General features: G+C 58.1%; 25 protein-coding genes. 14 read left to right on the forward strand and 11 right to left on the reverse strand.

Annotated features, from left to right (window positions below; translation table 11 throughout):
- Nucleotides 1-79 precede the first annotated feature (79 nt).
- The 4 genes from ACR0EK_RS14555 to ACR0EK_RS14570 all read left to right on the forward strand — a co-directional run bounded on the left by ACR0EK_RS14555 (nucleotide 80) and on the right by ACR0EK_RS14570 (nucleotide 2935).
- Nucleotides 80-1291: a flagellin N-terminal helical domain-containing protein gene (locus ACR0EK_RS14555; RefSeq protein WP_209505009.1), complete on the forward strand. Its 1212-nt coding sequence runs from the start codon at nucleotides 80-82 to the stop codon at nucleotides 1289-1291.
- 77 nt (nucleotides 1292-1368) lie between these two features.
- The gene (gene flaF / locus ACR0EK_RS14560; protein ID WP_480900475.1) at nucleotides 1369-1743 is read left to right on the forward strand and encodes a flagellar biosynthesis regulator FlaF; all 375 of its coding nucleotides are present in this window, start codon (nucleotides 1369-1371) and stop codon (nucleotides 1741-1743) included.
- Entirely contained in the window at nucleotides 1743-2144 is a 402-nt protein-coding gene (gene flbT, locus ACR0EK_RS14565) for a flagellar biosynthesis repressor FlbT (RefSeq protein ID WP_267366588.1), read from the forward strand. Before flaF ends, flbT begins: the two co-directional genes overlap by 1 nt.
- Entirely contained in the window at nucleotides 2141-2935 is a 795-nt protein-coding gene (locus ACR0EK_RS14570) for a DUF1217 domain-containing protein (protein WP_480900473.1), read from the forward strand. Before flbT ends, ACR0EK_RS14570 begins: the two co-directional genes overlap by 4 nt.
- Before the next feature lie 75 nt (nucleotides 2936-3010).
- Here the strand turns inward: ACR0EK_RS14570 and ACR0EK_RS14575 are convergent, their stop codons facing one another.
- The 3 genes from ACR0EK_RS14575 to ACR0EK_RS14585 form a co-directional block, all read right to left on the reverse strand.
- Complete coding sequence (locus ACR0EK_RS14575) at nucleotides 3011-4585, reverse strand: DUF427 domain-containing protein (protein WP_480484132.1); 1575 nt, start codon at nucleotides 4583-4585, stop codon at nucleotides 3011-3013.
- A gap of 104 nt (nucleotides 4586-4689) precedes the next feature.
- Complete coding sequence (locus ACR0EK_RS14580; protein ID WP_267365085.1) at nucleotides 4690-5391, reverse strand: winged helix-turn-helix domain-containing protein; 702 nt, start codon at nucleotides 5389-5391, stop codon at nucleotides 4690-4692.
- Complete coding sequence (locus ACR0EK_RS14585) at nucleotides 5363-5650, reverse strand: hypothetical protein (protein WP_480774108.1); 288 nt, start codon at nucleotides 5648-5650, stop codon at nucleotides 5363-5365. The genes ACR0EK_RS14580 and ACR0EK_RS14585 overlap by 29 nt, the downstream gene beginning before the upstream one ends.
- 176 nt (nucleotides 5651-5826) lie before the next feature.
- Here ACR0EK_RS14585 and ACR0EK_RS14590 point away from each other — a divergent pair, with 176 nt between their 5' ends.
- The 4 genes from ACR0EK_RS14590 to ACR0EK_RS14605 all read left to right on the forward strand — a co-directional run bounded on the left by ACR0EK_RS14590 (nucleotide 5827) and on the right by ACR0EK_RS14605 (nucleotide 9746).
- A complete protein-coding gene (locus tag ACR0EK_RS14590) occupies nucleotides 5827-6285 on the forward strand; it encodes a hypothetical protein (protein ID WP_480488575.1) in 459 nt (152 codons plus the stop codon).
- Nucleotides 6286-6395: 110 nt separating this feature from the next.
- Nucleotides 6396-7013: a ribonuclease HII gene (locus tag ACR0EK_RS14595; protein ID WP_480900471.1), complete on the forward strand. Its 618-nt coding sequence runs from the start codon at nucleotides 6396-6398 to the stop codon at nucleotides 7011-7013.
- A gap of 107 nt (nucleotides 7014-7120) precedes the next feature.
- Nucleotides 7121-8224: a DNA methyltransferase gene (locus tag ACR0EK_RS14600; protein WP_480484129.1), complete on the forward strand. Its 1104-nt coding sequence runs from the start codon at nucleotides 7121-7123 to the stop codon at nucleotides 8222-8224.
- 139 nt (nucleotides 8225-8363) lie between these two features.
- The gene (locus ACR0EK_RS14605) at nucleotides 8364-9746 is read left to right on the forward strand and encodes an adenylate/guanylate cyclase domain-containing protein (RefSeq protein WP_480871137.1); all 1383 of its coding nucleotides are present in this window, start codon (nucleotides 8364-8366) and stop codon (nucleotides 9744-9746) included.
- Nucleotides 9747-9814: 68 nt separating this feature from the next.
- Here the strand turns inward: ACR0EK_RS14605 and ACR0EK_RS14610 are convergent, their stop codons facing one another.
- Nucleotides 9815-10951, reverse strand: coding sequence for an alkane 1-monooxygenase (locus ACR0EK_RS14610; protein WP_480871135.1), 1137 nt, complete (start codon nucleotides 10949-10951; stop codon nucleotides 9815-9817).
- A gap of 61 nt (nucleotides 10952-11012) precedes the next feature.
- Complete coding sequence (mutY, locus tag ACR0EK_RS14615; protein ID WP_480871133.1) at nucleotides 11013-12068, reverse strand: A/G-specific adenine glycosylase; 1056 nt, start codon at nucleotides 12066-12068, stop codon at nucleotides 11013-11015.
- 81 nt (nucleotides 12069-12149) lie between these two features.
- Here mutY and ACR0EK_RS14620 point away from each other — a divergent pair, with 81 nt between their 5' ends.
- Both ACR0EK_RS14620 and ACR0EK_RS14625 read left to right on the forward strand, forming a co-directional pair.
- Complete coding sequence (locus ACR0EK_RS14620; protein WP_480967896.1) at nucleotides 12150-12656, forward strand: DUF721 domain-containing protein; 507 nt, start codon at nucleotides 12150-12152, stop codon at nucleotides 12654-12656.
- 13 nt (nucleotides 12657-12669) lie between these two features.
- Nucleotides 12670-13332 carry a DsbA family protein gene (locus ACR0EK_RS14625; protein ID WP_480900468.1) on the forward strand — a complete coding sequence of 221 codons (663 nt, stop codon included), beginning with the start codon at nucleotides 12670-12672 and terminating at the stop codon, nucleotides 13330-13332.
- A 37-nt stretch (nucleotides 13333-13369) separates the two neighbouring features.
- On the opposite strand, the gene lpxK is transcribed toward ACR0EK_RS14625, so the two are convergent.
- From lpxK to ACR0EK_RS14650, 5 genes are all read right to left on the reverse strand, one after another.
- Nucleotides 13370-14371, reverse strand: coding sequence for a tetraacyldisaccharide 4'-kinase (gene lpxK, locus ACR0EK_RS14630; protein ID WP_480506434.1), 1002 nt, complete (start codon nucleotides 14369-14371; stop codon nucleotides 13370-13372).
- Entirely contained in the window at nucleotides 14358-15596 is a 1239-nt protein-coding gene (locus ACR0EK_RS14635) for a 3-deoxy-D-manno-octulosonic acid transferase (RefSeq protein WP_480488584.1), read from the reverse strand. The genes lpxK and ACR0EK_RS14635 overlap by 14 nt, the downstream gene beginning before the upstream one ends.
- On the reverse strand, nucleotides 15593-16393 hold the full coding sequence (locus ACR0EK_RS14640) for an inositol monophosphatase family protein (RefSeq protein ID WP_480488586.1): 801 nt from the start codon (nucleotides 16391-16393) through the stop codon (nucleotides 15593-15595). Before ACR0EK_RS14640 ends, ACR0EK_RS14635 begins: the two co-directional genes overlap by 4 nt.
- A complete protein-coding gene (locus ACR0EK_RS14645; RefSeq protein WP_480484121.1) occupies nucleotides 16380-17726 on the reverse strand; it encodes a TldD/PmbA family protein in 1347 nt (448 codons plus the stop codon). The genes ACR0EK_RS14640 and ACR0EK_RS14645 overlap by 14 nt, the downstream gene beginning before the upstream one ends.
- A gap of 168 nt (nucleotides 17727-17894) precedes the next feature.
- The gene (locus ACR0EK_RS14650) at nucleotides 17895-19409 is read right to left on the reverse strand and encodes a DUF2125 domain-containing protein (RefSeq protein ID WP_480967897.1); all 1515 of its coding nucleotides are present in this window, start codon (nucleotides 19407-19409) and stop codon (nucleotides 17895-17897) included.
- A gap of 140 nt (nucleotides 19410-19549) precedes the next feature.
- Here ACR0EK_RS14650 and ACR0EK_RS14655 point away from each other — a divergent pair, with 140 nt between their 5' ends.
- From ACR0EK_RS14655 to ACR0EK_RS14665, 3 genes are read left to right on the forward strand one after another with little or no spacing between them, the layout of a single operon-like run.
- Nucleotides 19550-20293 carry an SDR family oxidoreductase gene (locus ACR0EK_RS14655; RefSeq protein ID WP_480967898.1) on the forward strand — a complete coding sequence of 248 codons (744 nt, stop codon included), beginning with the start codon at nucleotides 19550-19552 and terminating at the stop codon, nucleotides 20291-20293.
- Nucleotides 20290-20898: an enoyl-CoA hydratase/isomerase family protein gene (locus ACR0EK_RS14660; RefSeq protein WP_480539629.1), complete on the forward strand. Its 609-nt coding sequence runs from the start codon at nucleotides 20290-20292 to the stop codon at nucleotides 20896-20898. Before ACR0EK_RS14655 ends, ACR0EK_RS14660 begins: the two co-directional genes overlap by 4 nt.
- The gene (locus tag ACR0EK_RS14665) at nucleotides 20895-21632 is read left to right on the forward strand and encodes a VOC family protein (protein WP_480833092.1); all 738 of its coding nucleotides are present in this window, start codon (nucleotides 20895-20897) and stop codon (nucleotides 21630-21632) included. Before ACR0EK_RS14660 ends, ACR0EK_RS14665 begins: the two co-directional genes overlap by 4 nt.
- Here the strand turns inward: ACR0EK_RS14665 and ACR0EK_RS14670 are convergent, their stop codons facing one another.
- Nucleotides 21633-21929 (reverse strand): HNH endonuclease, encoded by a 297-nt coding sequence (locus tag ACR0EK_RS14670; protein ID WP_480900460.1) that lies wholly within the window; start codon nucleotides 21927-21929, stop codon nucleotides 21633-21635.
- 48 nt (nucleotides 21930-21977) lie between these two features.
- Here ACR0EK_RS14670 and ACR0EK_RS14675 point away from each other — a divergent pair, with 48 nt between their 5' ends.
- Nucleotides 21978-23162, forward strand: a complete 1185-nt coding sequence (locus ACR0EK_RS14675) for a TIGR03862 family flavoprotein (protein ID WP_480900458.1) — start codon at nucleotides 21978-21980, stop codon at nucleotides 23160-23162.

Genomic DNA, 23162 nt, shown 5'->3' on the forward strand with positions numbered 1-23162 from the left:
AGTCAGAAAGACACCAATGCCCGCAGATACAGCGGGGTGAACATGGGCGAAAATGGCCCGAAGGCAAAAGGAAAAGGCAATGTCCAGCATTCTGACAAACAATGGCGCGATGGTTGCGCTGCAAACTCTCAAGTCGGTCAACAAGAACCTGGCAATGACCCAGAACGCGATTTCGACCGGCAAGGACGTCGCGACTGCCAAGGACAACTCGGCGGTTTGGGCGATCTCGAAGGTGATGGAATCCGACGTCAAGGGCTTCAACGCGATCAAAGACAGCCTCGCGCTGGGCGAATCGACTGTTGCGGTTGCGCGAAATGCGTCTGAAACAGTCACCGACCTGTTGACTCAGATGAAAAGCAAGATCGTCGCGGCGCAGGAAGACAACGTTGACCGCGGTAAGATCAATGACGATGTGACCGCACTTAAGGATCAGATCGCATCGGTTGTCAGCGCGGCCCAGTTCAACGGTCTGAACCTTGTCGACGGCTCGACCGGCTCTGCATCGATCCTCGCATCGCTGGATCGGGACAACACCGGGGCGGTGACTGCGTCGTCAATCTCAGTCTCGGGGCAGAACCTGTCGACCGGTGGATATGTCACCAAACAGGTTTTCGACGGCTCTACCGGCGCATCGACCGGCAATGACCGCGTGGGGGCAACCATTGACAATGGTGCAACGGCCGCGACGGCGTTGGTGACCGATGAATCCAGCGGTGCTTTCGCGGCCGGAGATAAGGTTGTCGTCGCCATTAACGATCAGGTTGTTTCCTATACCGTTTCCGCGGAAGACGCTGCCGCGACGACGACCGGTGACCTTGTTGCTGTCGGATTGAAATCGAAGATCGAAGAGCTGGGAATTACCGGTCTGACTGTCGATTACGACTCCGGCACTGCGGGTACGTTGTCGGTTACAAACGGCACAGGATCTGACATCTCGTTCTCGGCTCAGTTCGTGAATGCGGGTGCCGGTGGTTTGGGCGCGCTGGCAGGTATTGATGTGTCGACAGGTGCGGGGGCGACCGCTGCGTTGGCGGCTGTCGAATCGCTTATCGACACGTCGATTGATGCCTCGGCCGCCTTTGGCTCGGCGCAGGGTCGTATCGAGACCCAGAAAGAGTTCATTTCGAATCTCTCTGACTCGTTCAAATCCGGTATCGGTGCGCTGGTCGACGCTGACATGGAAGAAACCTCGGCGCGTTTGCAGGCCCTTCAGGTGCAGCAGCAGCTGGCAACACAGTCGCTTTCGATCGCCAACCAGGCGCCGCAGTCGATCCTGTCGCTGTTCCGCTAATACGCAACGCGGTCCGGGGCGCGGTTTTCGCGCCCCGGTCGTGACTATCTGACGACGGCTTTTTGGAAGGATTTCAAGTGACCCCGCAAACCCTCGCTCAATACACCTATGCGCAAGCCGCCGCGCCGACGCGAACGCCCCGTGACACTGAATATGAGGCAATTTCCAGAATTACACGGCGTCTCAAGGCGGCCACGGCGCGCAAGGCAACGGATTTCTCGGCGTTTGTTCAGGCCGTGCACGAGAACCGCCGGTTATGGGGGGTGTTGGCGACAGGTGTCGCGGATTCGGCAAACGCTTTGCCGAACGATATTCGCGCCAGGATTTTCTACCTTGCCGAGTTTACGGAACTGCACAGCAGCCGCATTTTAACGGACGGCGCGTCCATCGAACCATTGCTTGAAATAAACACAGCGATTTTGCGCGGATTGCGCCAGATGAGGGCAACTTGATGAGCGGGCTGGTTTTGAAACTCGCCCCGAAGGAAAGGGTGCTGATCAATGGTGTTGTGATTGAAAACGGCGACCGCCGCGGCCGGTTTTCGATCATGACGCCGCAGGCCAATGTCCTGCGGTTGCGCGATGCGATACATCCGGATGAAGTAAATACTCCGGTGCGCCGTGTCTGCTATGCCGCGCAACTTGTTCTGTCCGGAGACATGGATCCGGCTCGGGCGCGTCAACACCTGTTGCGCAGCGTAGAAGAGCTAAGCCAGGTTTTTACGGATACAGACAGCCGTCGTGTATTGTCCGAGGCGACAGACGCGCTGGTGGCCGAGCAATACTATAAATGCCTCAAGTCACTTCGCTCGCTTCTTCCGCGCGAAGAACGGTTGATGGCCTATCAGCAATGAGCTTTCAACCTGTCATTCCGATTGGCGGAATCGTCGGCTGGCGGTTTCTGCAACGTACTTATCAAGGTCAGTTTCAAAGTTTCTCGTCTTCGGCAGTGAATGAGAGGGAGACGAAGTATTTCCTGGACAACATTGGGGAAGTGAAGACCGCCGAACAGTTGGTTTCTGACCGCAGATTGTTGCAGGTCGCTTTGGGTGCCTTTGGGTTGGAAGGGGATGTGGATAACCGGTTCTTTATCCGGAAAATCCTGGAGGATGGAACACAGGCGGATGACGCTTTGTCCAATCGTTTGGCGGATAAACGGTACCGGGAGTTTTCGGATGCTTTCGGGTTTGGTCCGGGAGCTGTTCGAAAAACGGTGCTGGTCACAAATATGGAAGAGATAGCTCAGGCCAGCCTTTCAGCGCGGTTTGAGATCGCGGTCGGACAGTCAGATGAGACGATGCGCATTTCGCTTTATGCCCAGCGCGAGCTGTCTGATCTGGCGAAAAGCGGAAGCAGTACAGATACGAAATGGTTCGATCTTATGGGATTGCCACCGCTGCGCAAAATGATGGAAACGGCGCTTGGGCTACCACCATCATTCGCCCAACTGGATATCGACAAGCAATTGGTCGAGTTCAAAAGCCGGTTATTCCGTCTGACTGGATCGGATGATCTGGCACAGTTTTCCGACCAGAAGGCGGTTGAGAAACTCACCGACACCTATCTGGCCAGAAGTCAAATCGCGGGTCTTCAAAGTACGATCTCGTCAGCGCAGACCGCTTTGATCTTGCTTGGGGCTGTGTAATCAGAAGACGCGGGCAAAAGCCCTGGTCGCAATCTAGTACCCGACATCTCTCGTTTGACCTGCACAAACCAAAAGTTAACCGTTCAAAATCTCGTCGGCTGTGGTTTGCAATGCGTAGCATATAACGGGTCGAGTCACGTTGTGCAGGTTGACCGCGCCCAATGGTAAGGCGTTGGAACAGGCAGGCTCAATATCTTCGGACACGACTATGCGATGGCCTTCGGTTTTCCCATATTCGCCCAACCGCGCTGCTATGTTGGCCGCTTGTCCAATAACCGTAAAATCAAGTCGTTCACGAGAGCCCACATTGCCATAGGTGACGCGCCCATAAGCCACGCCAATAGAACAGTCGCAATGTATGCCGGTACCTGCTTTACGCAACTCTCCCAACGTTTCGACGATTTTGATTGCCGAGCGCTGGGCATTGGCACGGGCCGCGCTGGCGTTTTCATTGGCTGCCGGGAATACCGCCAGAACAGCGTCACCAATGAATTTCAGAACTTCACCTTCGTTTTCGTGAACGATACCCGAGACGGTTTCAAAGAACTCGTTCAAAACACTGATATATGTGCCCCGCCCCAGTTTCTCTTCGAGGCTTGTCGAGTTGCGGAGGTCACAGAACATGATTGCAGCGTCGATTTCATCCCCGTCACCGCGCCGGATCTCACCCCCCAACACGCGTGCGCCAGAGCGTTTTCCAACATATGTTTCCAGCAAAACCTGTGCATTCTCGCGTTGCATGAACACTTCGTAAAAGCGTGCGATTACCGAAGAGCATTCGAATACAAGGCCCAGATTCTCGGTGGTGAACCCGTTGGGATGGTCACAGGTCAGGGTCAGAACGTTGGTCCGACCGTCAGAGAAGGGCAACGGCATCGCGACATAGTCGGTGGCACCCTTTGCCCGCAACTCCTCCATGATTGGGAAGCTGTAATGCGGGTTATCGTCGTTCAGTCTTTGCCGTACGCCGCCCAACCCGTTCGAGACATGGCGCAACGGGCTGTTGATGAAAGCCGGGTGATCATAGATTTCGTAGGTCGGGGCGCGGGTCAGAATCTCGTCCTGATCCTTTTCCCAGATATAGTGTTTGCCCGCGATCAGGGGGTGCAAGGACCATGCCAGAATGCTCAGCCGCTGGATGGCGATGCCGTGCTCCAGCATCTTCTCGGCCAATGCCTGGGTAAAGCTTTCGGGCGTGGTCGCGGCGGAAGCACCGCGCATCAGCCAGTCGATCAGTGGTCCGCTGATATTGCCGTCGTCAGGCTCGCGCAGGCGATTGTTGCCCAGGTCAATCCGGGTGTAGGCGCCGGACACAAACCCGATACAGCCCCGGATGTCCGCGCTTTCCGGCAGGGCTTGTTCATAAGCCCAGACGGAATTGGTCAGGGGCCCCGAGGCCAGTTGGATGTCGTGGTAAGTGGCGGTGCCTTTGAACGGGCAGAATGTTTGCAGGTCTGTTTCTTCGCTCAGATCCACACATACATCTGCGCGGGGAACGTAAATCGTTGGCGGCAAACGCGTTTCATACATCACCTTTGCGTTTGTGCTTTCAGCCAGAAGAATGTCGTTCCGGTAAATGGCAATCCTGCCTTCCAGCGGCTCAACTGAGATTCCATATCCATTCATCTGTGGCGCGGCGTGGACGTTCATAAGCGACCTCCTCTGCCTGGGGTTTGTTTAGAATGGGGCTTTCCACCTGACATTCCAAGAGGCTGCAACGGGAATTTACCGGGCGCGAGCGACGCGCCAAAACGTCAGACCATTTGAATGACGTCCTTCTCGATCGACAGCATATACCCCTTCTTGGCAATATTCTTGACCAGCAGTTCGCTGACCATCTGGTTGCCAAGCGCGTCGCGCAACCGCTTGATCCGTGTTGCGCCCGCGGCTTCGTCACAATCGGCGGCATCGCGACCGGAAATCATGGCCTCGATCTGGGCGCCGGACAATACCTCGTCATCCAACCGGGATTCCGCCAGAATCGACAAGGTTTCCATCGCGGCGGGCGTCAGTTTGAAATCCATGTTGTTAAGGTAGACAGTGTTTTCTTCGCGACTGATCAGCAGCGACGTTACCTGAATGCCGGTACGTTCGATCTGTGCCATGCGCCGGTTCAACAAGACCAGCATCACCAGAAAGACCAGTGCCGAGATCATCATCGCACTGGCAAAAACCAGCAGCACATAGATCACCATCCGGTAACTGGACAGGGTGTCAGCAAAGGCGGTGCCAGACTGGGCCAGAATTTCAAGCAGGCGAATCTCAGTCTGTGACGTCAGATCGGCCTCGACAAACAGCCGCTCGACACGTGCGTTGAACGCATTTGCGTCCGGCAAGGTCCAGAACAGGAAAACGGCAGCGGTGATCAGAATGACGACAATGGCCGCGATGCCCAGCACAACCAGACGGACACCCGACCGGCGTGCATCAGAAACGGAGATAGAATTGTCCGGCATTGCCTTTCCTCTGATCCAACCCTTCCGGCCCGAAAACGGACTGCACTTCAAGCAAGGTCCAACCTGACGCGTTCAGGCGCTGGGCGATATCTGCCCGGGCCTGCCCCTTGTCGCAACTTGTGACCTGCATGACGCCGTAATGCAAACGCAGCGGGTTGTCCTTCTTGGCTTTGTAGTCCGCATAACAATCTGCCGCTGTCGCAGCAGAACCAAGCGATAACAGGGCCGCAAAGGTCAGAGAAGAGAGGATCTGTTTCATAGGCCGCATCCTGCGCATGAGTTGCCGCGATATTCAATAACCCAAGGGGTTTGCTGCCCCTGATATCCGATAACACCGGGCCGTTATTGCTTGTCTTGGGCAGGTGCCCCCACTTTCAGGGCAATCAGCACGCGGTCCGTCATACGGTCGCACGAACATCCGAAAGGACAGGCATCATGCATAAGAAATTCATCGCTTTGATCATTGCGACCGCGGTTGCGATTACCGGTGTGTCGGCTTCTCAGGCGAAGGCGGCCGACGCAAAGGACATTCTTGGGGGGCTGGCGGCCATCGCTATTATCGGTGCCGGCGTTCATTACTATAACAAGGAAAAGAAAAAGGATCGGGCGACGCGTCAACAGACCTATACCCATACACCACATGTGACGCAGCCGGTGCGTCCGTTGCCGCCGCATGTGGCGCGTTACGACCTGCCCCAGCGCTGCCTGCGCACCTATGATGGGTATTCGCAGGACCATCCGCTGCTTGGGCCGAAATGCCTCGAGAAACATTACAAACATGCCAATAGCCTGCCGCAAGAGTGCAAGGTCGGTTTCTGGAATGGCAAAAAGGTCAGGCGGGCCTATGAACCTGCATGCCTGCGCCAGAAGGGATACCGCGTCGTTTATCAGTAGTTCGGGTTGAGCAGGAACGGCGCCAAAGAAGTGCCGTGAGAGAGAGGGTGGTGTGCGCCGCCCTCTCTTTTCTTCTTGCGGTGCTACGCGAAACGCGGTTTGCCAAGGGCATGACAATGCCAAACTTCGAACTTGAGCAGGCGCTGCTGGACATGGGCCACATCCGTATCGCAGGTGTGGATGAGGTCGGGCGCGGCCCATTGGCCGGGCCGGTTGTGGCTGCCGCCGTGATTCTGAACCCGCAGCACTTTCCTGATGGCCTGAATGACTCAAAAAAGCTGACCGCAAAACGCCGGGCCGTGCTGGACGCCGAGATTCGGGACACTGCTGAGTTCGCGGTGGCCGAAGCTTCTGTCGCCGAAATTGATGAGGTCAATATTCTGAGGGCGTCGCACTTGGCGATGATGCGCGCGGTGGAGGCGTTGACCTCGGCACCTGATTTTGTGCTGATTGATGGCAACCTGATACCGCAGGGTCTGAGAATTCCGTCACAGGCCGTTGTGAAGGGCGATGCACGATCGGTGTCGATCGCGGCTGCTTCGATCCTGGCGAAAAACTGGCGCGATCAGGTGATGGTGGATTTAGCGCAACAGCATCCGGGTTATGGGTGGGAAACCAACGCAGGCTATCCGTCAAAACAACACAAGGAAGCGCTGCGAAATCTTGGCGTGACCCCACACCATAGGCGTTCGTTCAAACCGGTGCACAATATCTTGTATCAAGAGTAAATCGTAAGCTGCTGATTCAAAAAAGAATTTGACGGCGAATCGACTTTGACTCATCCTTGTCTCAACCAAATGAGCGCAAAAGCGCCGTGGACACTTGAGGCAGTGATATGACAACAACCACCAAAAAGGGCGCAAGAGCGCTCCCTTTAAACACGATTCTATCCGGGGACTGCATCGATGTGATGAACAGTCTGCCCGAGGCGTCAGTGGATCTGATTTTTGCGGACCCGCCGTATAACCTGCAATTGAAAGGTCAGTTGCATCGTCCGGATAATTCCCAGGTCGATGCGGTGGATGATCACTGGGATCAGTTCGCAAGCTTCGGGGCGTATGACCAGTTTACACGCGAATGGCTGAAGGCGGCGCATCGTCTGCTGAAACCCAATGGTGCGATCTGGGTGATCGGGTCTTATCACAACATTTTCCGCGTGGGGTCAGCGCTGCAGGACGCCGGATACTGGATTCTGAACGACGTTGTGTGGCGTAAGTCGAACCCGATGCCGAATTTCCGCGGCAAACGGTTCACCAATGCGCATGAGACGATGATCTGGGCGTCCAAGCGCGAAGGCGCGAAATACACCTTCAACTATGAGGCGCTGAAAGCCCTGAACGAGGGTGTGCAAATGCGCAGCGACTGGGTGCTGCCGATCTGCACCGGGCATGAGCGGCTCAAGGATGAAAACGGCGACAAGGCGCATCCGACGCAAAAACCGGAATCGCTGTTGCACCGCGTGCTGGTCGGCTCGACCAACCCTGGCGATGTGGTGCTGGATCCGTTCTTTGGCACCGGCACCACCGGGGCCGTCGCCAAGATGCTGGGGCGCGAGTTCATTGGTATCGAGCGAGAGGAAAGCTATCGCAAGGTGGCTGAAAAACGCATCGCCAAGGTCCGCAAGTTTGATCGCGAAGCTCTGGAAGTCAGTGCCAGCAAACGTGCCGAGCCACGCGTGCCATTCGGCCAACTGGTCGAACGCGGGATGTTGCGCCCGGGTGAAGAGCTTTATTCCATGAACCAGCGCCACAAGGCAAAGGTGCGTGCGGATGGAACGCTGGTGGGTGACAATGTCAAAGGGTCAATCCATCAGGTCGGCGCGCATCTGGAAAACGCCCCGTCCTGCAACGGCTGGACATACTGGTGCTTCAAGCGGGACGGCAAGACCGTACCGATTGACATCTTGCGGCAACAGATCCGCGCAGAGATGCACAACTGAATTCACGAACACCGCCGGTGCCTGTGGCCTGACACATGGCACTATGCCTTGCCCCGCCGATCAACCGGCGGGGTCTTTTGTTTTGCCTTCAACAGTGATTGCATAAGGCTGCCTAGCCTCCGCAAGAAAGACCACGGCCATGACCGAGACGACCGCACAGCCCCGCCGAAGCCTGTTTTTCACCCAGCCCGATGCGTTTGATCTGGACAACAAATATACCGAGGCCGCGTTGGAACGGCACAAGCGCGAGGGTCTGGAATTGGCTGTGCGTGCGCGATGGGTGGCGATGGCGCTGACTGCGGTGCTGCTGGTTTTTCTGAACCCGCAATGGGAGGTGCTTTGGTATCACTTCATTCTGCTGCTGATCTGCGGCAACGGGTGGTTGATCCGCCGTGCAGGTCGTGTCGGGCAATCGCGGGGCGAGTTGTTTTTGATTTTCGTCGACCTGCTGATCATGACACTTGGGATGATCGTACCCAATCCCTTCAGCGATGATGTCAGGCCATTGGCCATGCAATACCGGTTCGACAACTTTCAGTACTTCTTCATCATTCTGGCGGCAGGCACATTGGCCTATTCTTGGCGGACCGTGATCGCCATCGGGACCTGGACGGCGATGATGTGGACGATCGGGTGGATCGTTGCCTGGTGGGTCGCAACGCCCATTCCCGGGATCAGCGAAAAAGTTGCGACTGCTTTGCAAGGCTACCCGGATGTTGCCGAGCTTCTGGATCCGAACAGTTTCATGGCGCCTCAGCGCATCCAGCAGGTGATCGTTTTCATGATGGTGGCCGTGACTTTGGGCCTTTCGATGCAGCGGCTGAACCGGCTATTGATGAGCAATGCAGGGCTGGAACGGGAACGGGCCAACCTGTCACGCTATTTCTCGCCCAACGTGGTGGAGGAGCTGAGCCAGAATGACGAGCCGCTGAAACAGGTCCGAAAAGAGAATGTGGCCGTTCTGTTCATCGACATCGTCGGGTTTACAAAATACGCCGCCGGGCGCGACCCCTATGACGTAATCGAAGTGCTGCGGGGCTTTCACGCCCGCATGGAAACCGAAGTTTTTCGCCACCACGGAACCCTGGACAAGTATTTGGGGGATGGCCTGATGGCGACCTTTGGCACCCCGGTGCCCACACCGCTGGACGCAAGCAATGCGCTGGGATGCGCACGCGCGATGGTCAGCGTGATTGATCGATGGAATCTGGACCGCCGCCGGGTGGGAGAGCCTGAAATCCATGTCGGGATCGGGGTGCACTATGGCTCGGTCGTGCTGGGAGACATTGGCGCGAACCGGCTTGAATTTGCTGTCATCGGGAATGCCGTCAATGTCGCGGCCAAGTTCGAGGCGCTGACGCGTGATTTGCAGGCGCGTATCGTGGTCAGTGATGCCGTGCGCGCGCGGATCGCAGAGGAAAACCAGTCTGCGTCTGTCGCCATGACTGGCTTTACAGAGCTTACCGATCAATCTGTGCGCGGCGTGGAAACACCGATGGATATCTGGGTGATGAAAGGCTGAAGACCTTACACCTCGCCAGAACAGTACCCAAAGCGCCGGGCCTGATGCGCCCGCCCGGCGCGCATCGTTTACGCATCAGGTACCGGGTTCAGGGCCTTGTTATAGGCGTGCCAATCGGTGATCTCGGGGTAGTACTGGCGCCGCCATTCCCTGACCCGCGGGTTCATAACCCGTCGCCACAGCGGTGGGATCATCGCAGCCACAGTCATGACGGGATAGCCATAGGGCAGTTGCGGTGCCGTTTCGGGCGTGTGGTGTTGAAGCAGCGGGAACCGGCGGTTTGGCTTGTAGTGGTGATCCGAATGGCGCTGAAGATTGATCAGCAACCAGTTTGAAGCCTTTTGCGAGGCGTTCCAGGAATGCCGGGGCAGGACGTGCTCATACCGCCCGTCGCCCAGATATTTCCGGGTCAACCCGTAATGTTCAACGTAGTTGACCAGTTCCAGCTGCCAGATCGCGACCCCGGCCTGCAAGAGAAAAAGGGCCAGACCGGACCATCCTCCGATCAGGGCCGCCAGTGCCAGCATCCCCCCTTGCAACGCCCAATACCGCCAGAACGGGTTGGAGCGGTCGGTCCAGGGGCGGTCCTTGCGGGCCAGTTTTCCGCGCTCGGCGTTGAAGGCCGAGATCAGACTTTGCCGCAACACCCTAGGGTAAAAGCGGTGAAACCCTTCGTTGTATCGCGCCGTCACCGGATCGCGTGGCGTTCCCACATGACGGTGATGGACCAGCAGATGCTCGGACCGGAAATGAGAATAGAGCACCATGGCAAGAAGGATATCGCCCAGCCAGCGTTCCCAACGGCTTTTCTGATGCATCAGCTCGTGGCTGTAATTGATACCGACCGTACCCGTGATAACACCCATGCCAAAGAACAGGCCGATTTTCTCAGGCGTCGAAAGCTGACTGCCGTGGCTCGCGTACCAGATCAGGCCAAACAGGGTAAGGAACTGAAGGGGTGCCCAAAGCTTGGTCAGCAGGATATACCGTTGCAGAGCATCGTCTGGCGTCTCAGGGTCCGCATTTCCCACGTTGAGCCCGGTGATCCGGTCCAGCACGGCAAAGACCCACCAGGTCGAGATCGGGATCAGCAGAACCCACCATCCGCCCGCGAAAGCAGTGAACCAGATCAGTGGGATCAACAGAAGGGACACCCAGAAGGGTGATGCCGGTTGCCAGCGTGCCAACGAGACTGTTGCGCTCATCTCTGGTGCTCCTACTAGATGGGGACAGCCTAGCCGCGAGGCCAGGGAATGCACAGCGGTGTTATTGCCCTTTCCACAGATCATAGGCTTTGCGCATCACCGTGGGCAGGTCGCTGGGTTTGAAGCTGTGCTTTCCCACTGCGATCAGATGATCGGGAACATCTTGACCGGTGGTTTCTGCGGTCCAGATTCTTAAAATCAGATGAAAATGCGTAAAAGTGTGGCGCACCTCGCCCGGCACCATCTTCCAATCTGCCGCAAGCGGGGGGTGCTCGACCGGATCGTCAGCCCATTCCGATCCGGGCCAGCCCAGCATTCCGCCCAGCAAACCTTTGTCCGGTCGGCGCTCCAGCAGCAAGGCCCCATCTGGCATGCGCGCGATGTAAACGTGACCGTGACGGGTGGGTTTGGGCTTTTTCGGTCTTTTTCGGGGAAGATCAGCCTGTGTTCCCGCAAGCTGCGCTTGGCATGGATCGCGCAGCGGGCAGATGCCACATGCCGGGGATTTCGGCGTGCAGATCGTGGCCCCCAGATCCATGACTGCCTGTGCGTAGTCACCGGGCCGAGAAGAGGGTGTCAGCGCTGAAGCTTTTTCCTTCAGCAGGGGTTTCGAGCCGGGCAGCGGCGCATCAATGTCGTAAAATCGGGCCATGACGCGTTCGACATTGCCATCCAGAACTGTTTCAGGCTGATCAAAGGCAATGGCCGAGATTGCCGCAGCTGTATAAGGGCCGATTCCGGGTAACTTCAGCAGCGCATCATAAGTTTCGGGGAACTGACCATTGTGATCCCGCGTCACAACGCGGGCGCACTTCAAAAGGTTTCGCGCACGTGCGTAATACCCAAGGCCGGCCCATTCCCCCATGACCTGCTCATCCGGCGCGGCGGCCAACGCCTGAACCGTAGGCCAACGTGTCACGAAGCGCAGAAAGTAATCCCGCACCGCTGCTACAGTCGTCTGTTGCAACATCACTTCGGATAACCAGATCCGATAAGGGTCAGGGCGCACCCCGGCGGCGCGCTCTGCCGGTCCTGTGCGCCATGGCATGGCGCGAGCGTTGTGGTCATACCACTCCAGAAGCGCAGCGCTGACGGTGAATTCAAAGGAATCACGCAAGTTTTATTCGTCTCCCTGTCAGGTTTCGCTGGCACCCGGTGTTCTGCCTATTACAATAGCGGTGCAGGAGTTGGAAACCAGATGCAACGCAGACGTTCGTCAACCCGCGGGTTCAAGCGCACCGCGTCTTTGCTGAATGACCAGATCAGGCGCGCCGGGGAAAGCCGGGGCTTTGCTGTGTTACGTCTGTTGACCCATTGGGCCGAGATCGTGGGTCAGGATACCGCCGCTATCGCGCGCCCAGTCAGTGTCGGCTATGGCAAAGGTGGTTTCGGCGCGACCCTGACCGTTCTGACCACAGGTCCGCAGGCCCCGATGCTGGAAATGCAGAAGGAACAGCTGCGTGGTAAAGTGAACGCGGTTTACGGTTACAATGCCATTAGCCGTGTCCGCATTACTCAGACCGCTCCGACCGGATTTGCCGAGGGGCAGGCCAGTTTCGACCATAAACCGAAGCAAGCAAAACCCGAGATTGCACCTGAAATTGCTGCCGAGGCAGACAAAGTGTCACGCAGTGTAAATGATGAAGAATTGCGCGCGGCCCTTGAACGTCTTGGGCGCAACGTTTTATCCAAACAGAAACGCTGAGAAAGGGCTGAGAATGAGCCGTATTGCAACCGTAATCTGTGCGGCCGTCGCCGTGGCCGCAGGCGGCTATTGGGTGTCGCTGTCAAATTCCAACACAAGTTTTCCGCTGGTCAGCGCCGCCGAGGCGCAAGAGGCGGACCTGGATACATCCACCATCATTGACATGGTTCAGGGCGCCGAGGGCGCGCCTGTCGAAATCATCGAATACGCATCCTACACCTGCCCGCATTGCGCGAATTTCCACAAGAGCGCGTATAAACAGCTCAAGAAGGATTTCATTGATACTGGTAAGGTCAAGTTCACCTATCGTGAGGTCTATTTTGATCGCTATGGTCTGTGGGCATCAATGGTGGCCCGCTGCGCCGGTCCCGAGAAATTCTTTGGCATCACCGATCTGATCTATGAAGGTCAGTCAGAATGGACGCGCGCAGGAGGTCCGGCCGAGATCGTCGATGAACTGCGCAAGATCGGTCGTCTGGCAGGTATCGATGGCGACCAGCTTGAGGCCTGTTTGCAGGATGGCACCAAGGCGCGGACATTGGCCGCGTGGTATCAGGAAAACGCTGAACGCGATGGAATTCACGCAACCCCGTCCTTCATCGTGAACGGCAAGAAAGTCGACAATCAGTCCTACGCGGATTTCAAAAAGCTGATCGAAGCAGAGCTCGGCAGCTGACTCGACCCCAGCTGGCCCCGCCGGGGGCCAGCCTGAGTTACTTTGGTGAAGGGGCGGCTTTCAAAAGCATGTCCCTGACCCTGTCGGCATCTGAAATTTGAAGCCGAACCGGCAAAGTGATCACCTTGCTTCGGAAAGCGGGGGGCAGGCGAACGGCGTCTTTTTCGGTGGTGACCATCTGAGCGTCCAGCAAACGCGCCTCGTTTTCCAGTCGGGTCATCAGGGCTTGTGTCAACGGCTGGTGATCGTCCAACGCCTCGGCCCGTACCAGATCCACACCCAGCCGTCGCAGGGTTTGGAAGAACTTTTCGGGATAGCCGATGCCTGCGAACGCCAACGCACGCGTTTCTGACCAATCCATACCGGTTTGCAGGGGTTCGACTGCCCCGGTGACATGAGGAACGGTCAACCGGCCTTTCCAGTTGTTGGCAAATACCTTTTGTGCCGCCTCTTCCCCCAAGGACAGTACAAGATCGGCCCGTTGCAGGCCGGTATCGACGGGCTCTCGCAGTGGACCGGCTGGCAGGCATAAGCCGTTTCCAAATCCGCGCTGGGCGTCCACAACGATAATCGAGAAATCCTTGGCGACCGAAGGGTTCTGAAAGCCATCATCCAGAACGATCACTGTTGCCCCCGCTGCGGCCGCTGCACGCGCGCCCGCCGCCCGATCCTTGGCAACCCAGACCTCGGCAAACATCGCCAGCAACAGCGGCTCGTCCCCCACCTCGGCGGCGGAGTGCCTGCCCGGATCGACCTGCACCGGGCCTTCCAGTGACCCGCCATGTCCTCGTGTCACGACATGGGGCTTGTGCCAGGCATTACCCAGTTGTTCGAGGGTCCAGATCACGGTGGGCGTTTTCCCGGTTCCTCCTGCATTCAGATTGCCGATGCAGATCACGGGCACACCGGGATTTTCCCCTGATTTCGAGGCAATCCTGCGGGCCGTCGCCGCAGCATAAAGGCGGCCCAGCGGGGCCAGAAGCCGCGCCCTCAGATCCGGCTGGTCCGGAGGACTGTTCCAGAAATCAGGTGCCCGCATGATCTGCGCTCCGCTGGTCCAGAATATCCTGCACCATTTCGATGAGGGTGTCTGCCTGCGGCGCACCTTCGGTGATTATCTGCCATCCAGCCAAAGCCATGTCAGCGGCGCGGTCTGGTGCCAGAAGCTGTACGACGGCATCGCCCAACTCGGTTGCTGACTTGACCTCATTGGCTGCCCCTGCCTGTTGAAGGTGGGCGTAAAGCTCGTGATGGCGATGCACGAATGGTCCAGAAATTATGGCGGACCCCAGCGCGATTGCGTCGGACGGGTCCTGACCACCTGCGCCGCGTTCCAGTGAACTGGCCATGAACGTCACTGCCGACACCCGGTGCCACAACCCCAGATTTTCGGGGTCGGCAGTCAGAACGACCTGCGTGCTGTCTTCGATCAAGCCACCATCGTCCCAGTTGACACAGCGTAAATCCATCGTCTCCAGCCGCCGTTTTAGGGGGGCAGCCTCGTGAACGTCGGCGACGTGAAGTACCAGAACCAGCCGGTGCAACAGGCGCAATGCCTGACGATGTGCTGTCAGAACCGAAATGAACTCTTTGTCCTGCACCCAGGCAGCCAGCCAAACAGGTCGCCCTGCCAGCGTGTGGTTGGTTTCGATCAGCTCGTCTTCTGGCCAAGGTCTTGGATTTGGGCTGATGCGCAAAGGTGGCGATTCTTCGACTGTTGAAAACGGGATGCCAAGTCTCCGGATGTGCCGGGCGGTTTCAGAATTTGCAGTCAGTATCTTGCGAAAGCAGCTAAAGGTCACTCTGGTTATGTCTGGCAGCCAGCGCGCGTTCCGGGACAGTGCAACGGTAAATTGGGCGTCGAACAACACCAAGGGTACGGCCTGTTCATCAGCTCGGGTTATGATGTTGGGCATGAGATCACCACCGACCCAAATCCCGATACCTGGGCGCCAGTATTCGATAAAGTCACGCGCGGCCCCGCTCTGTTCCTGAGGCAGGTTGATCAGGGGAAAACTGCATTCTGGCCAGGCAGACAGATCCGCGTCCGGCGGGGCGGTCAGTAGAAAGTGCAGCTCGGATCGGGACTGAAGCAACCGGCGGCAAAAATCACTCACCGCCCGCAGGCGGTCTGGCGTGGCGACGTGCATCCACACGACCTCGCCTTCGGGGCGTGGCAGGTCGGTTTTTACACCAACGCCATTCCGCATTCTCCAGGACAGCACCCGATAAGCGGCAAGGCTTAATGAGCGCGGTTTGCTCATGCGCCGATTCCGGGCCCGATCGGGTCCAGCTGAGCCCATAGTTGCGCGTGGATCGCGGTGCTGGCGGCGATTACGCCATTCAGCCTGGGGTGGGCATTGTTGAATATCAGCGGTTGACCCAAACGGTCTGAACAGACGCCGCCTGCCTCTCGGATGATCAGATCGCCAGCGGCAATATCCCATTCCCAGCTGGGGCGAAGGGTCAGCATGGCATCGAACCGCCCCTGCGCGACCAGCGCCATGCGATAGGCAAGCGAGGGTCGATATGCGCGGTGGAAGGCTGGAACATTCTGATTGCGCCAGTGCTGTGTGTCCAGATTTGGTTTGGCGGCCAGAACCTGAGATTGCAATAGCTCAGGCGTTTTTGATGTCGTGATCATTTGCCCGTTGAGAGTGGCGCCCTGACCCTGCGCCGCAGCATAAAGCAAGTCGCGCATCGGCAGGTAGATTACAGCGGCAGTCACAATGCCATCCACGGCAACAGCCAGCGAATGCGCCCAGGTGCGCGCGCCTTCGGTAAAGCTGCGGGTGCCGTCAATCGGATCGACGATAAAGGCGTTGCTGCGGTTCAACCGCTCGGGCGAATCCTCGGATTCCTCGCTGAGCCAGCCGTAGCCCGGCCGCGCAGCGCACAGCTTTTCTTCCAGCATCGCGTTGACGGCCAGATCGGCCTCGGTCACCGGACCGGCGCCACCAGGTTTGTCCCAACGCTGTGCTTGCGTTCCGGAATAGCGTGTAGCGATCTTGCCGGCCTCAATCGCGGCCTCAATCAGAAGGGGCAGATCAGTTGCCGGCAAGTGTCATTCCTTCAATCAACAGCGACGGGACCACGCGCGACAAATATGGGCGCGCGTCATTGGCGGGAATGATCCGCCGCAACATATCACGCAGATTACCTGCGATGGTGCATTCGTTGACAGGATGCGTGATCACACCGTTTTCGACCCAAAACCCTGATGCACCACGGGAATAGTCGCCTGTATTGGGGTTGATCGTCGATCCGATCATGGAAGTGACCAGCAAACCGGTGTCCATATCGCGCAGCAGATCTTCGCGACTGCGGGCCCCTTGCGTCAGGCTCAGGTTCCAGTTGCTGGGCGAGGGTGGGCCGGACACACCGCGCGCAGCGTTGCCCGTGGAGCCCATGCCCAGCTTGCGGCCACTCGACAGATCCAGCGTCCACCCCGTCAGGACACCGTTTTCCACAATCACCCGGCGCTGCGTCGGCAAGCCTTCAGCATCAAATGGGCGCGAGCCTGAGATGCGCGGGCGGTGCGGATCTTCGATCAGCGACAGATGCGCGGGCAGAACATCCTGCCCAAGACAATCCTTGAGCCAAGACGCGCCCCGCGCAATAGCGGCCCCATTGCTGGCGGCCAGCAGATGCCCGATCAGCGAAGACGAGATACGTTCATCAAACAACACCGGGAAACTGCCGGTCGCCGGTTTGCGCGCTCCAACCTGTTGCACAGCGCGTTCCCCAGCGGTGCGCCCAATCTCAGCCGCGTCGCGCAGGTCGGATTGAAACGTCCGGCTGTCACCGTCATAGTCGCGCTCCATCCCGGTGCCTTCACCCGAGATCGCAACGCATGAGATGGATCGGCTGCTGCGCTCATACCCACCGGAAAACCCGTTTGTAGCCGCCAGATGCACCCGGTGCGTTCCGTAGCTTGCAGCAGCATCCGACACCTGCGTGACGCCTTTTACCGCCAGTGCTGCGGCCTCGGCGGCCAGCGCATCCTGCATCAGGCTTTCCGCGGACGGGGCCGGGGCAGTGTCCAGCAATTCCAGTGACTGAATATCCCAGTCACTGGCCAGTTGGCTTTTGTCCGCCAGCCCGGAATAGGGGTCCTCGGGCGCCTCTTTTGCCATGGCCACGGCGCGTTCGGCCATCGCCGCAAGGGTTTCCGGGCGGCTGTCAGAGCTGGACACAATGGCTGAGTGTTTACCCAGAAACACGCGCAAACCCAGATCGGCGCCTTCAGAGCGTTCCGCATGTTCCAGTGCGCCGCCCCGCACATCGACCGAGACCGAGGACCCTTCGAGAACGATGGCATCTGCTGCCTCTGCGCCTGCCCGGCGAGCGACATCGAGCAATTGTTGGCTGATTTCTTCTGGCGTGCGGGTCATGAGGTCTCCGGGTTGATTGCCAAGGACCTAGCCTCGCACTGCCCGCCCCGCAAGACCTATGACCGGATTGGGCTGTGTGGATCGTGATTAATCCATGCCGCTACCAAGTTTTGCACAAGGTTCCCAGGAATGGAAAGGGCCGCACTGCGCGGCCCTTTCAGATAGGTATCACTTGATACGCTGGCCATTCGCCAAAATCTGGCCGTCTTCGGTGAATTCGATGGTCGAGTTCAGGGTGTCAGGCTCATCGCCGGGGACCGCCATCAGACCCATCATCATCCGCGCGCCCAGCGCATCGTCATCCGAAATGAGGCCCATGCCGATCAGCGTATCGATCAGCTGATTGGCGCCAACAAGTTTCAGGTTCGCCACGCCGCTTGGGCTGGGCATTCCCCCAAACTCTTCTGTGTTCGAATTGTCGAAGGCGAAATCGCCATCACCTGTCAGTTTGGCACCAACCAACGAAACCAGAAGCTGGCTGATTTTCAGCGAATGCAACTCGCCCGGAGCTTCGTCCGACTCAACGTCGATTTCTGGATCGAAGATGTTCATCAGAACTTTTGCCGTGCCGGTCGTGTCCAGCGCAATTGTCGCCGGATCGCGGGGCAGCGCGCCTGCCGGGTCAAAAATGCCCCACAGGACATCAGACATGGTGAAATCGGTCATGTTGAGGCCAAAGGCGAAGGGCTGTATTTCGTCCGATTGCTGGATCGGGAATTCGAAATTCAACCCTGCGCTGGCCATGGACAACTCGATCGGGAATGGCAGGTCTGCTGTTGTAACCGCCAGTTTGGTGCTGTTCTGCGCGATGTCATAGGCGATACGCTCGGCGTCGATGCTGGCGGCAAAGCGTCCACCCTCCGAGGTGCTGTTCATCGAGAACGCCTGGCCTTCGCTGGTCCCGCTCAGATCGGTGCTGCCGGATGCATAGGTAAACGTGCCATCAAAGGCGAAACCCGCTTGGTAAAACGCCTGCGGATCAGACATGTCAAAATCCAGCGGGATCACGTTTTCGCCTTCAAAGGCCAGTTGGCCCAGTTGGCCATTGATCAGCCCGCTTTCACCGTTTTCCGGATCCTGAAAGTTCAGGTCATAGGTCAGTGTATCGCTGTTGAATGTCTGGGTGATGTTTCGGTGTTCGCCGATTTGCATCCGCGACCGACCGGCCAGATCACCTGCCTCGACCGCGATGCTGAAAACCTCGTTCGGCAGCGGTTCGCCATCAACTTCAATCGAATCCAGCGCAATGCCCAGTTTGTCAGCAGTGTAGTCATAGGTCATGTCTTCGGGTGTACCCGAAACGACCATGTTCAGCTGGCTGTGCGAATAAATCACTTTGGCTGCAAACTCTTCATCGTCGGCTGTTCCCGTGACGTCCATGGGAAAGCTTTCGGGCAATCCGATGGTAACGGTTCCGTCACCATTTTCGGTCAGCGTCATTTCCGGCATGACCATCTGGAACTGCCCGTCTTCTTCCGGAAAGGTCAAAGAAAGTGTCATGTTCGAAATAGTGGTGACGTCACCGGTGATGCTTTCGTCACCTGTAACGGTGTAGCCCATTGAAGTGAAATAGCTTTGCCAGTCGGACCAGACATCATTTGCAGTAAGGTCGGCGAACGCGCCCTGGGTCGCAACGGCGTAAGCCAGAACAGCACCGCAGCTGCGGTGGAAGAAAACGGACATAAGGTAACCCTTCTTGATCAATTTGCGGCGCATGGTCGGGGTTGTGGCACCTATCGTCAAGGGGGCAAGGGCTGGACCATTTCCCCGTTTCCGCGTTACGGCTGTTGCCGGGATCGATAACAATGCGTGAGGAGAGGCGAATGCAGGGGAAAACAGTTCTGATAACCGGGGCCAGCCGTGGCATCGGGGCCGAAGCGGGGCGCGTTTTTGCCGCAGCCGGGGCCAATGTCGCATTAGTGGCCCGCAGCCGAAATCAGATTGATGCCTTGGCCGCTGAACTGGGTGATCAGGCCATCGCGCTGGCCTGCGATGTCAGCGATTTCGCGCAGGTCGAGCAGGCTGTGGCCACATGTGTGGATCGGTTCGGTGGGCTGGATGTTCTGATTGGCAATGCCGGTGTGATCGATCCAATCTTTCATCTTACAAACGCCGATCCTGAGGCCTGGAGCAAAGCCATCGATATCAACCTCAAAGGTGTTTTCTACGGGATGCGTGCGGCATTGCCGGTGATGCGGGCCGCCGGGGGCGGAAGCATTCTGACCGTCTCGTCCGGCGCGGCGTCCAACCCGGTTGAGGCGTGGAGCCATTATTGCGCGTCAAAGGCCGGGGCAAAAATGCTGACGGAATGCCTGCATCTGGAAGAAGCCCAACACGGTATTCGCGCCATGGGGCTGTCGCCGGGGACGGTTGCCACGGATATGCAGCGGTCCATCAAGGCAAGCAGCATCAATCCGGTCAGTCAACTGGACTGGGACGCGCATATTCCCGCAGACTGGCCAGCACGTGCCTTGTTGTGGATGTGTTCCAAGGACGCGGATGAGTATTTGGGAACGGAAATCTCGCTGCGTCTGGAAGACATCCGAAAAAGGGTTGGGTTGATATGATCGACCTGAGGAAAGAGGATGGCCTGTGGGTCGTTACGATCAACAATCCCGAAAAGGCAAACGCCCTGACCGGAGCGATGCTGAATGAACTGGTCGGGATTGCCGAGGCCGCAACCAGCGCGCGGGCGCTGATCCTGACGGGCGCGGGCAAAGTGTTCAGCGCGGGGGCCGATCTGGACGAGGCGCGCGCCGGTCTGGCCACCTCTGACGTCTGGGAAAGACTGTCCGGTGCCATCGCCGCATTGCCCTGTCTGACCATTGCCGCGTTGAACGGAACTTTGGCTGGCGGGGCCAATGGCATGGCTTTGGCCTGTGACCTTCGCATTGCGGTGCCAACAGCCAAGTTCTTTTATCCGGTGATGAAGCTGGGGTTCCTGCCGCAACCGTCCGATCCGAAACGGCTGGCGGCTTTGGTGGGCCCGGCCAGAACCAAATTGATCCTGATGGCAGGTCAGAAGATCACCGCGCAAGAGGCGTATGACTTTGGTCTGGTTGACCGGATCGTCGAGCCCGATCATCTGATGCAAACCGCGCGTGACTTTGTGGCAGACAGCGTGAACGCTGACCCCGTTGTCGCCAGGGATATCGCAAGGATGTGTTCATGAGGATTTCGGCCGTTCGGTTGCGGGTCGCTGACCCGGAAGGACTGGCCCTATTCTATCGCGACGTTCTGGGTATGCGGGTTGACCGGCAGGGGTCAGGTTGCCGCGTCGGCTACAACTCGGAAGATGCGGACCTTCTGCTGTTGCCGGGTGGTGGGGGATACACCCATGACCGGGGCCAAAGATATTGGAAGATCGGAATTACCGTTCCTGATGTCGATCTTGCGGCAGCGCATCTGCGCGCGCTGGGTACTGCGGTAAGCACGCCGAGCCAGTTTTTGGATATCGGGTATATGTGCCATCTGGCTGATCCCGAAGGGTTTGTCGTCGAATTGCTGCAACATGATTTCGAAGGTAACAAACCGGTGCAGGTTGCAGATCCGGATGCTCCGTTTGCGCAGGCCCGGATCGGTCAGATAACCCTTCGAACCGGTGATATTGCGGGTGAGGACGCGTTTTGGCGCGCGCAAGGTATGTCCTTGCTGTCGATGCAGGAGGTGGCCCCCCATGGCTTTGATCTGCATTTCTACGCCTTTACCGACGAAACCCCTCCAAACCCCGATTTGTGGGCCGTCGAGAATCGCGAATGGTTGTGGAAGCGACCGTATACGACATTGGAGTTCCAGCATCTTGCGGGTGCGCAGTTTGCGCCCGTACCGGATTACCAGGGAATAGAAGTCGAGGGGTTGGCCGCACCTTTGAAAGACGCCTTTGGCGATCCGGTCCTGCCTGGCTGATCACCTGTTGCGTCGCTTGCCCGGAACTTTCGACCGAAATCCGGGTGGGCGTTTACGCACCCAGATCAGGAATTTCTCAAGCCTGGGATGCGCGCGCAAGGCTGCGACCGTGTTGTAACTGCGCGCCAGTTCGGCCTCGGTCAGAGTGGCATGCACTTCTTTGTGGCAAATCTGGTGCAGAAGGACGGTGGGTCCGCCCTTGCCTTCTTTGAGTTTTGGGATCAGATGATGCAGGCTGCCACCCCCGCTGGGGATTGGGCGGTCGCAGAGCGGGCAGATCGGATCGTTGTTCGCCATGATGGTTTGAAACTTGCGCCGATGGATGGCGAAGGCAAGAGGGTGCGAATGGCGCAGGCAGTGGTGATCGGAGCAGGCCCCGCAGGGTTGATGGCGGCCGAGCAACTGGCCGAGGCCGGGCATTCCGTACTGGTTGCCGAAGCCAAGCCCTCGGTTGCGCGCAAATTTCTGATGGCAGGTAAATCGGGGCTGAACCTGACAAAGGACGAACCGCCTGAGACACTGATGCGGTCGTATGCCAATGCGGCGGACTGGTTGTGCCCGATGATCACCGCCTTTGATGCGCAAGCCGTGCAGCACTGGGCGCGTGGATTGGGCCAGACATTATTCACGGGCTCCACCGGGCGGGTTTTTCCCGAGACCATGAAGGCGTCGCCCTTGTTGCGCGCATGGCTTGCGCGACTGGACGCAGCAGGGGTTGAGATCAAAACCCGTTGGCGATGGAAAGTTTGGGAAGCTGATGCGCTGGTATTTGAGACCCCGGACGGGCCGCATAACCTGATTGCTTCTGTAACCGTTCTGGCGCTGGGCGGGGCAAGCTGGGCCCGCCTTGGGTCGGATGGTCAGTGGGCGCAAATCTTGTCCAGCAGGGGCGTGGAACTGGCACGGTTCGAACCTGCGAATTCAGCCCTGTCGGTGGACTGGAGCCCTCATATGCAGCCACATTTCGGGGCGGCGCTGAAATCGGTTCGGTGGATGGCCGGTGACCTGGATAGCCGCGGCGAGGCCGCAATCTCGGCAACCGGGCTGGAGGGAGGCGGGCTTTACACCCTCACCCCTGCTTTGCGCAAAGGGCAGCCACTTTATGTCGATCTGGCACCTGATCTGGACCTTCAATCCTTGCGGGCGAGATGGTCGTCCAGGAAGTCGAAAACCACGCTTTCGCAATGGATGAGAAAATCGTTGAACCTGTCACCGCAGAAGATTGCCGTGTTTCACGAGATGGCAAAACGCAGTCAGTTGCCGCTGCCCGGCGAAGTGGAGGCTCTCAAGAAATTGCCAATCCTGCACGCGGGGCTGCGACCGATGGATGAGGCCATTTCGACGGCAGGCGGCGTGAAACGATCCGCGTTGGATGACGGGTTGATGCTGAAAACCATTCCGGGTGTATTTTGCGCAGGTGAGATGCTGGATTGGGAAGCGCCAACCGGGGGCTATCTTTTGACGGCCTGTCTTGCCACGGGTCGCTGGGCCGGTCGGGCCGCTGCCGACAGGCTGGATCAGGTCAGATAA

It is taken from the genome of Ruegeria sp. AE4, from assembly GCF_056542185.1.

Excerpts from the sequence above, each read along its gene's own strand:
- ACR0EK_RS14595 (WP_480900471.1), top strand. The coding sequence starts at position 6,396 with ATGACAATGCCAAACTTCGAACTTGAGCAGGCGCTGCTGGACATGGGC.
- ACR0EK_RS14645 (WP_480484121.1), bottom strand. The coding sequence starts at position 17,726 with ATGACCCGCACGCCAGAAGAAATCAGCCAACAATTGCTCGATGTCGCT.
- ACR0EK_RS14590 (WP_480488575.1), top strand. The coding sequence starts at position 5,827 with ATGCATAAGAAATTCATCGCTTTGATCATTGCGACCGCGGTTGCGATT.
- ACR0EK_RS14625 (WP_480900468.1), top strand. The coding sequence starts at position 12,670 with ATGAGCCGTATTGCAACCGTAATCTGTGCGGCCGTCGCCGTGGCCGCA.
- ACR0EK_RS14555 (WP_209505009.1), top strand. The coding sequence starts at position 80 with ATGTCCAGCATTCTGACAAACAATGGCGCGATGGTTGCGCTGCAAACT.
- ACR0EK_RS14660 (WP_480539629.1), top strand. The coding sequence starts at position 20,290 with ATGATCGACCTGAGGAAAGAGGATGGCCTGTGGGTCGTTACGATCAAC.
- ACR0EK_RS14620 (WP_480967896.1), top strand. The coding sequence starts at position 12,150 with ATGCAACGCAGACGTTCGTCAACCCGCGGGTTCAAGCGCACCGCGTCT.
- ACR0EK_RS14675 (WP_480900458.1), top strand. The coding sequence starts at position 21,978 with ATGGCGCAGGCAGTGGTGATCGGAGCAGGCCCCGCAGGGTTGATGGCG.
- ACR0EK_RS14610 (WP_480871135.1), bottom strand. The coding sequence starts at position 10,951 with ATGAGCGCAACAGTCTCGTTGGCACGCTGGCAACCGGCATCACCCTTC.
- ACR0EK_RS14575 (WP_480484132.1), bottom strand. The coding sequence starts at position 4,585 with ATGAACGTCCACGCCGCGCCACAGATGAATGGATATGGAATCTCAGTT.
- ACR0EK_RS14655 (WP_480967898.1), top strand. The coding sequence starts at position 19,550 with ATGCAGGGGAAAACAGTTCTGATAACCGGGGCCAGCCGTGGCATCGGG.
- ACR0EK_RS14585 (WP_480774108.1), bottom strand. The coding sequence starts at position 5,650 with ATGAAACAGATCCTCTCTTCTCTGACCTTTGCGGCCCTGTTATCGCTT.
- ACR0EK_RS14650 (WP_480967897.1), bottom strand. The coding sequence starts at position 19,409 with ATGTCCGTTTTCTTCCACCGCAGCTGCGGTGCTGTTCTGGCTTACGCC.
- flbT (WP_267366588.1), top strand. The coding sequence starts at position 1,743 with ATGAGCGGGCTGGTTTTGAAACTCGCCCCGAAGGAAAGGGTGCTGATC.
- ACR0EK_RS14600 (WP_480484129.1), top strand. The coding sequence starts at position 7,121 with ATGACAACAACCACCAAAAAGGGCGCAAGAGCGCTCCCTTTAAACACG.
- ACR0EK_RS14665 (WP_480833092.1), top strand. The coding sequence starts at position 20,895 with ATGAGGATTTCGGCCGTTCGGTTGCGGGTCGCTGACCCGGAAGGACTG.
- ACR0EK_RS14635 (WP_480488584.1), bottom strand. The coding sequence starts at position 15,596 with ATGAGCAAACCGCGCTCATTAAGCCTTGCCGCTTATCGGGTGCTGTCC.
- ACR0EK_RS14605 (WP_480871137.1), top strand. The coding sequence starts at position 8,364 with ATGACCGAGACGACCGCACAGCCCCGCCGAAGCCTGTTTTTCACCCAG.
- ACR0EK_RS14580 (WP_267365085.1), bottom strand. The coding sequence starts at position 5,391 with ATGCCGGACAATTCTATCTCCGTTTCTGATGCACGCCGGTCGGGTGTC.
- ACR0EK_RS14570 (WP_480900473.1), top strand. The coding sequence starts at position 2,141 with ATGAGCTTTCAACCTGTCATTCCGATTGGCGGAATCGTCGGCTGGCGG.
- ACR0EK_RS14670 (WP_480900460.1), bottom strand. The coding sequence starts at position 21,929 with ATGGCGAACAACGATCCGATCTGCCCGCTCTGCGACCGCCCAATCCCC.
- lpxK (WP_480506434.1), bottom strand. The coding sequence starts at position 14,371 with ATGCGGGCACCTGATTTCTGGAACAGTCCTCCGGACCAGCCGGATCTG.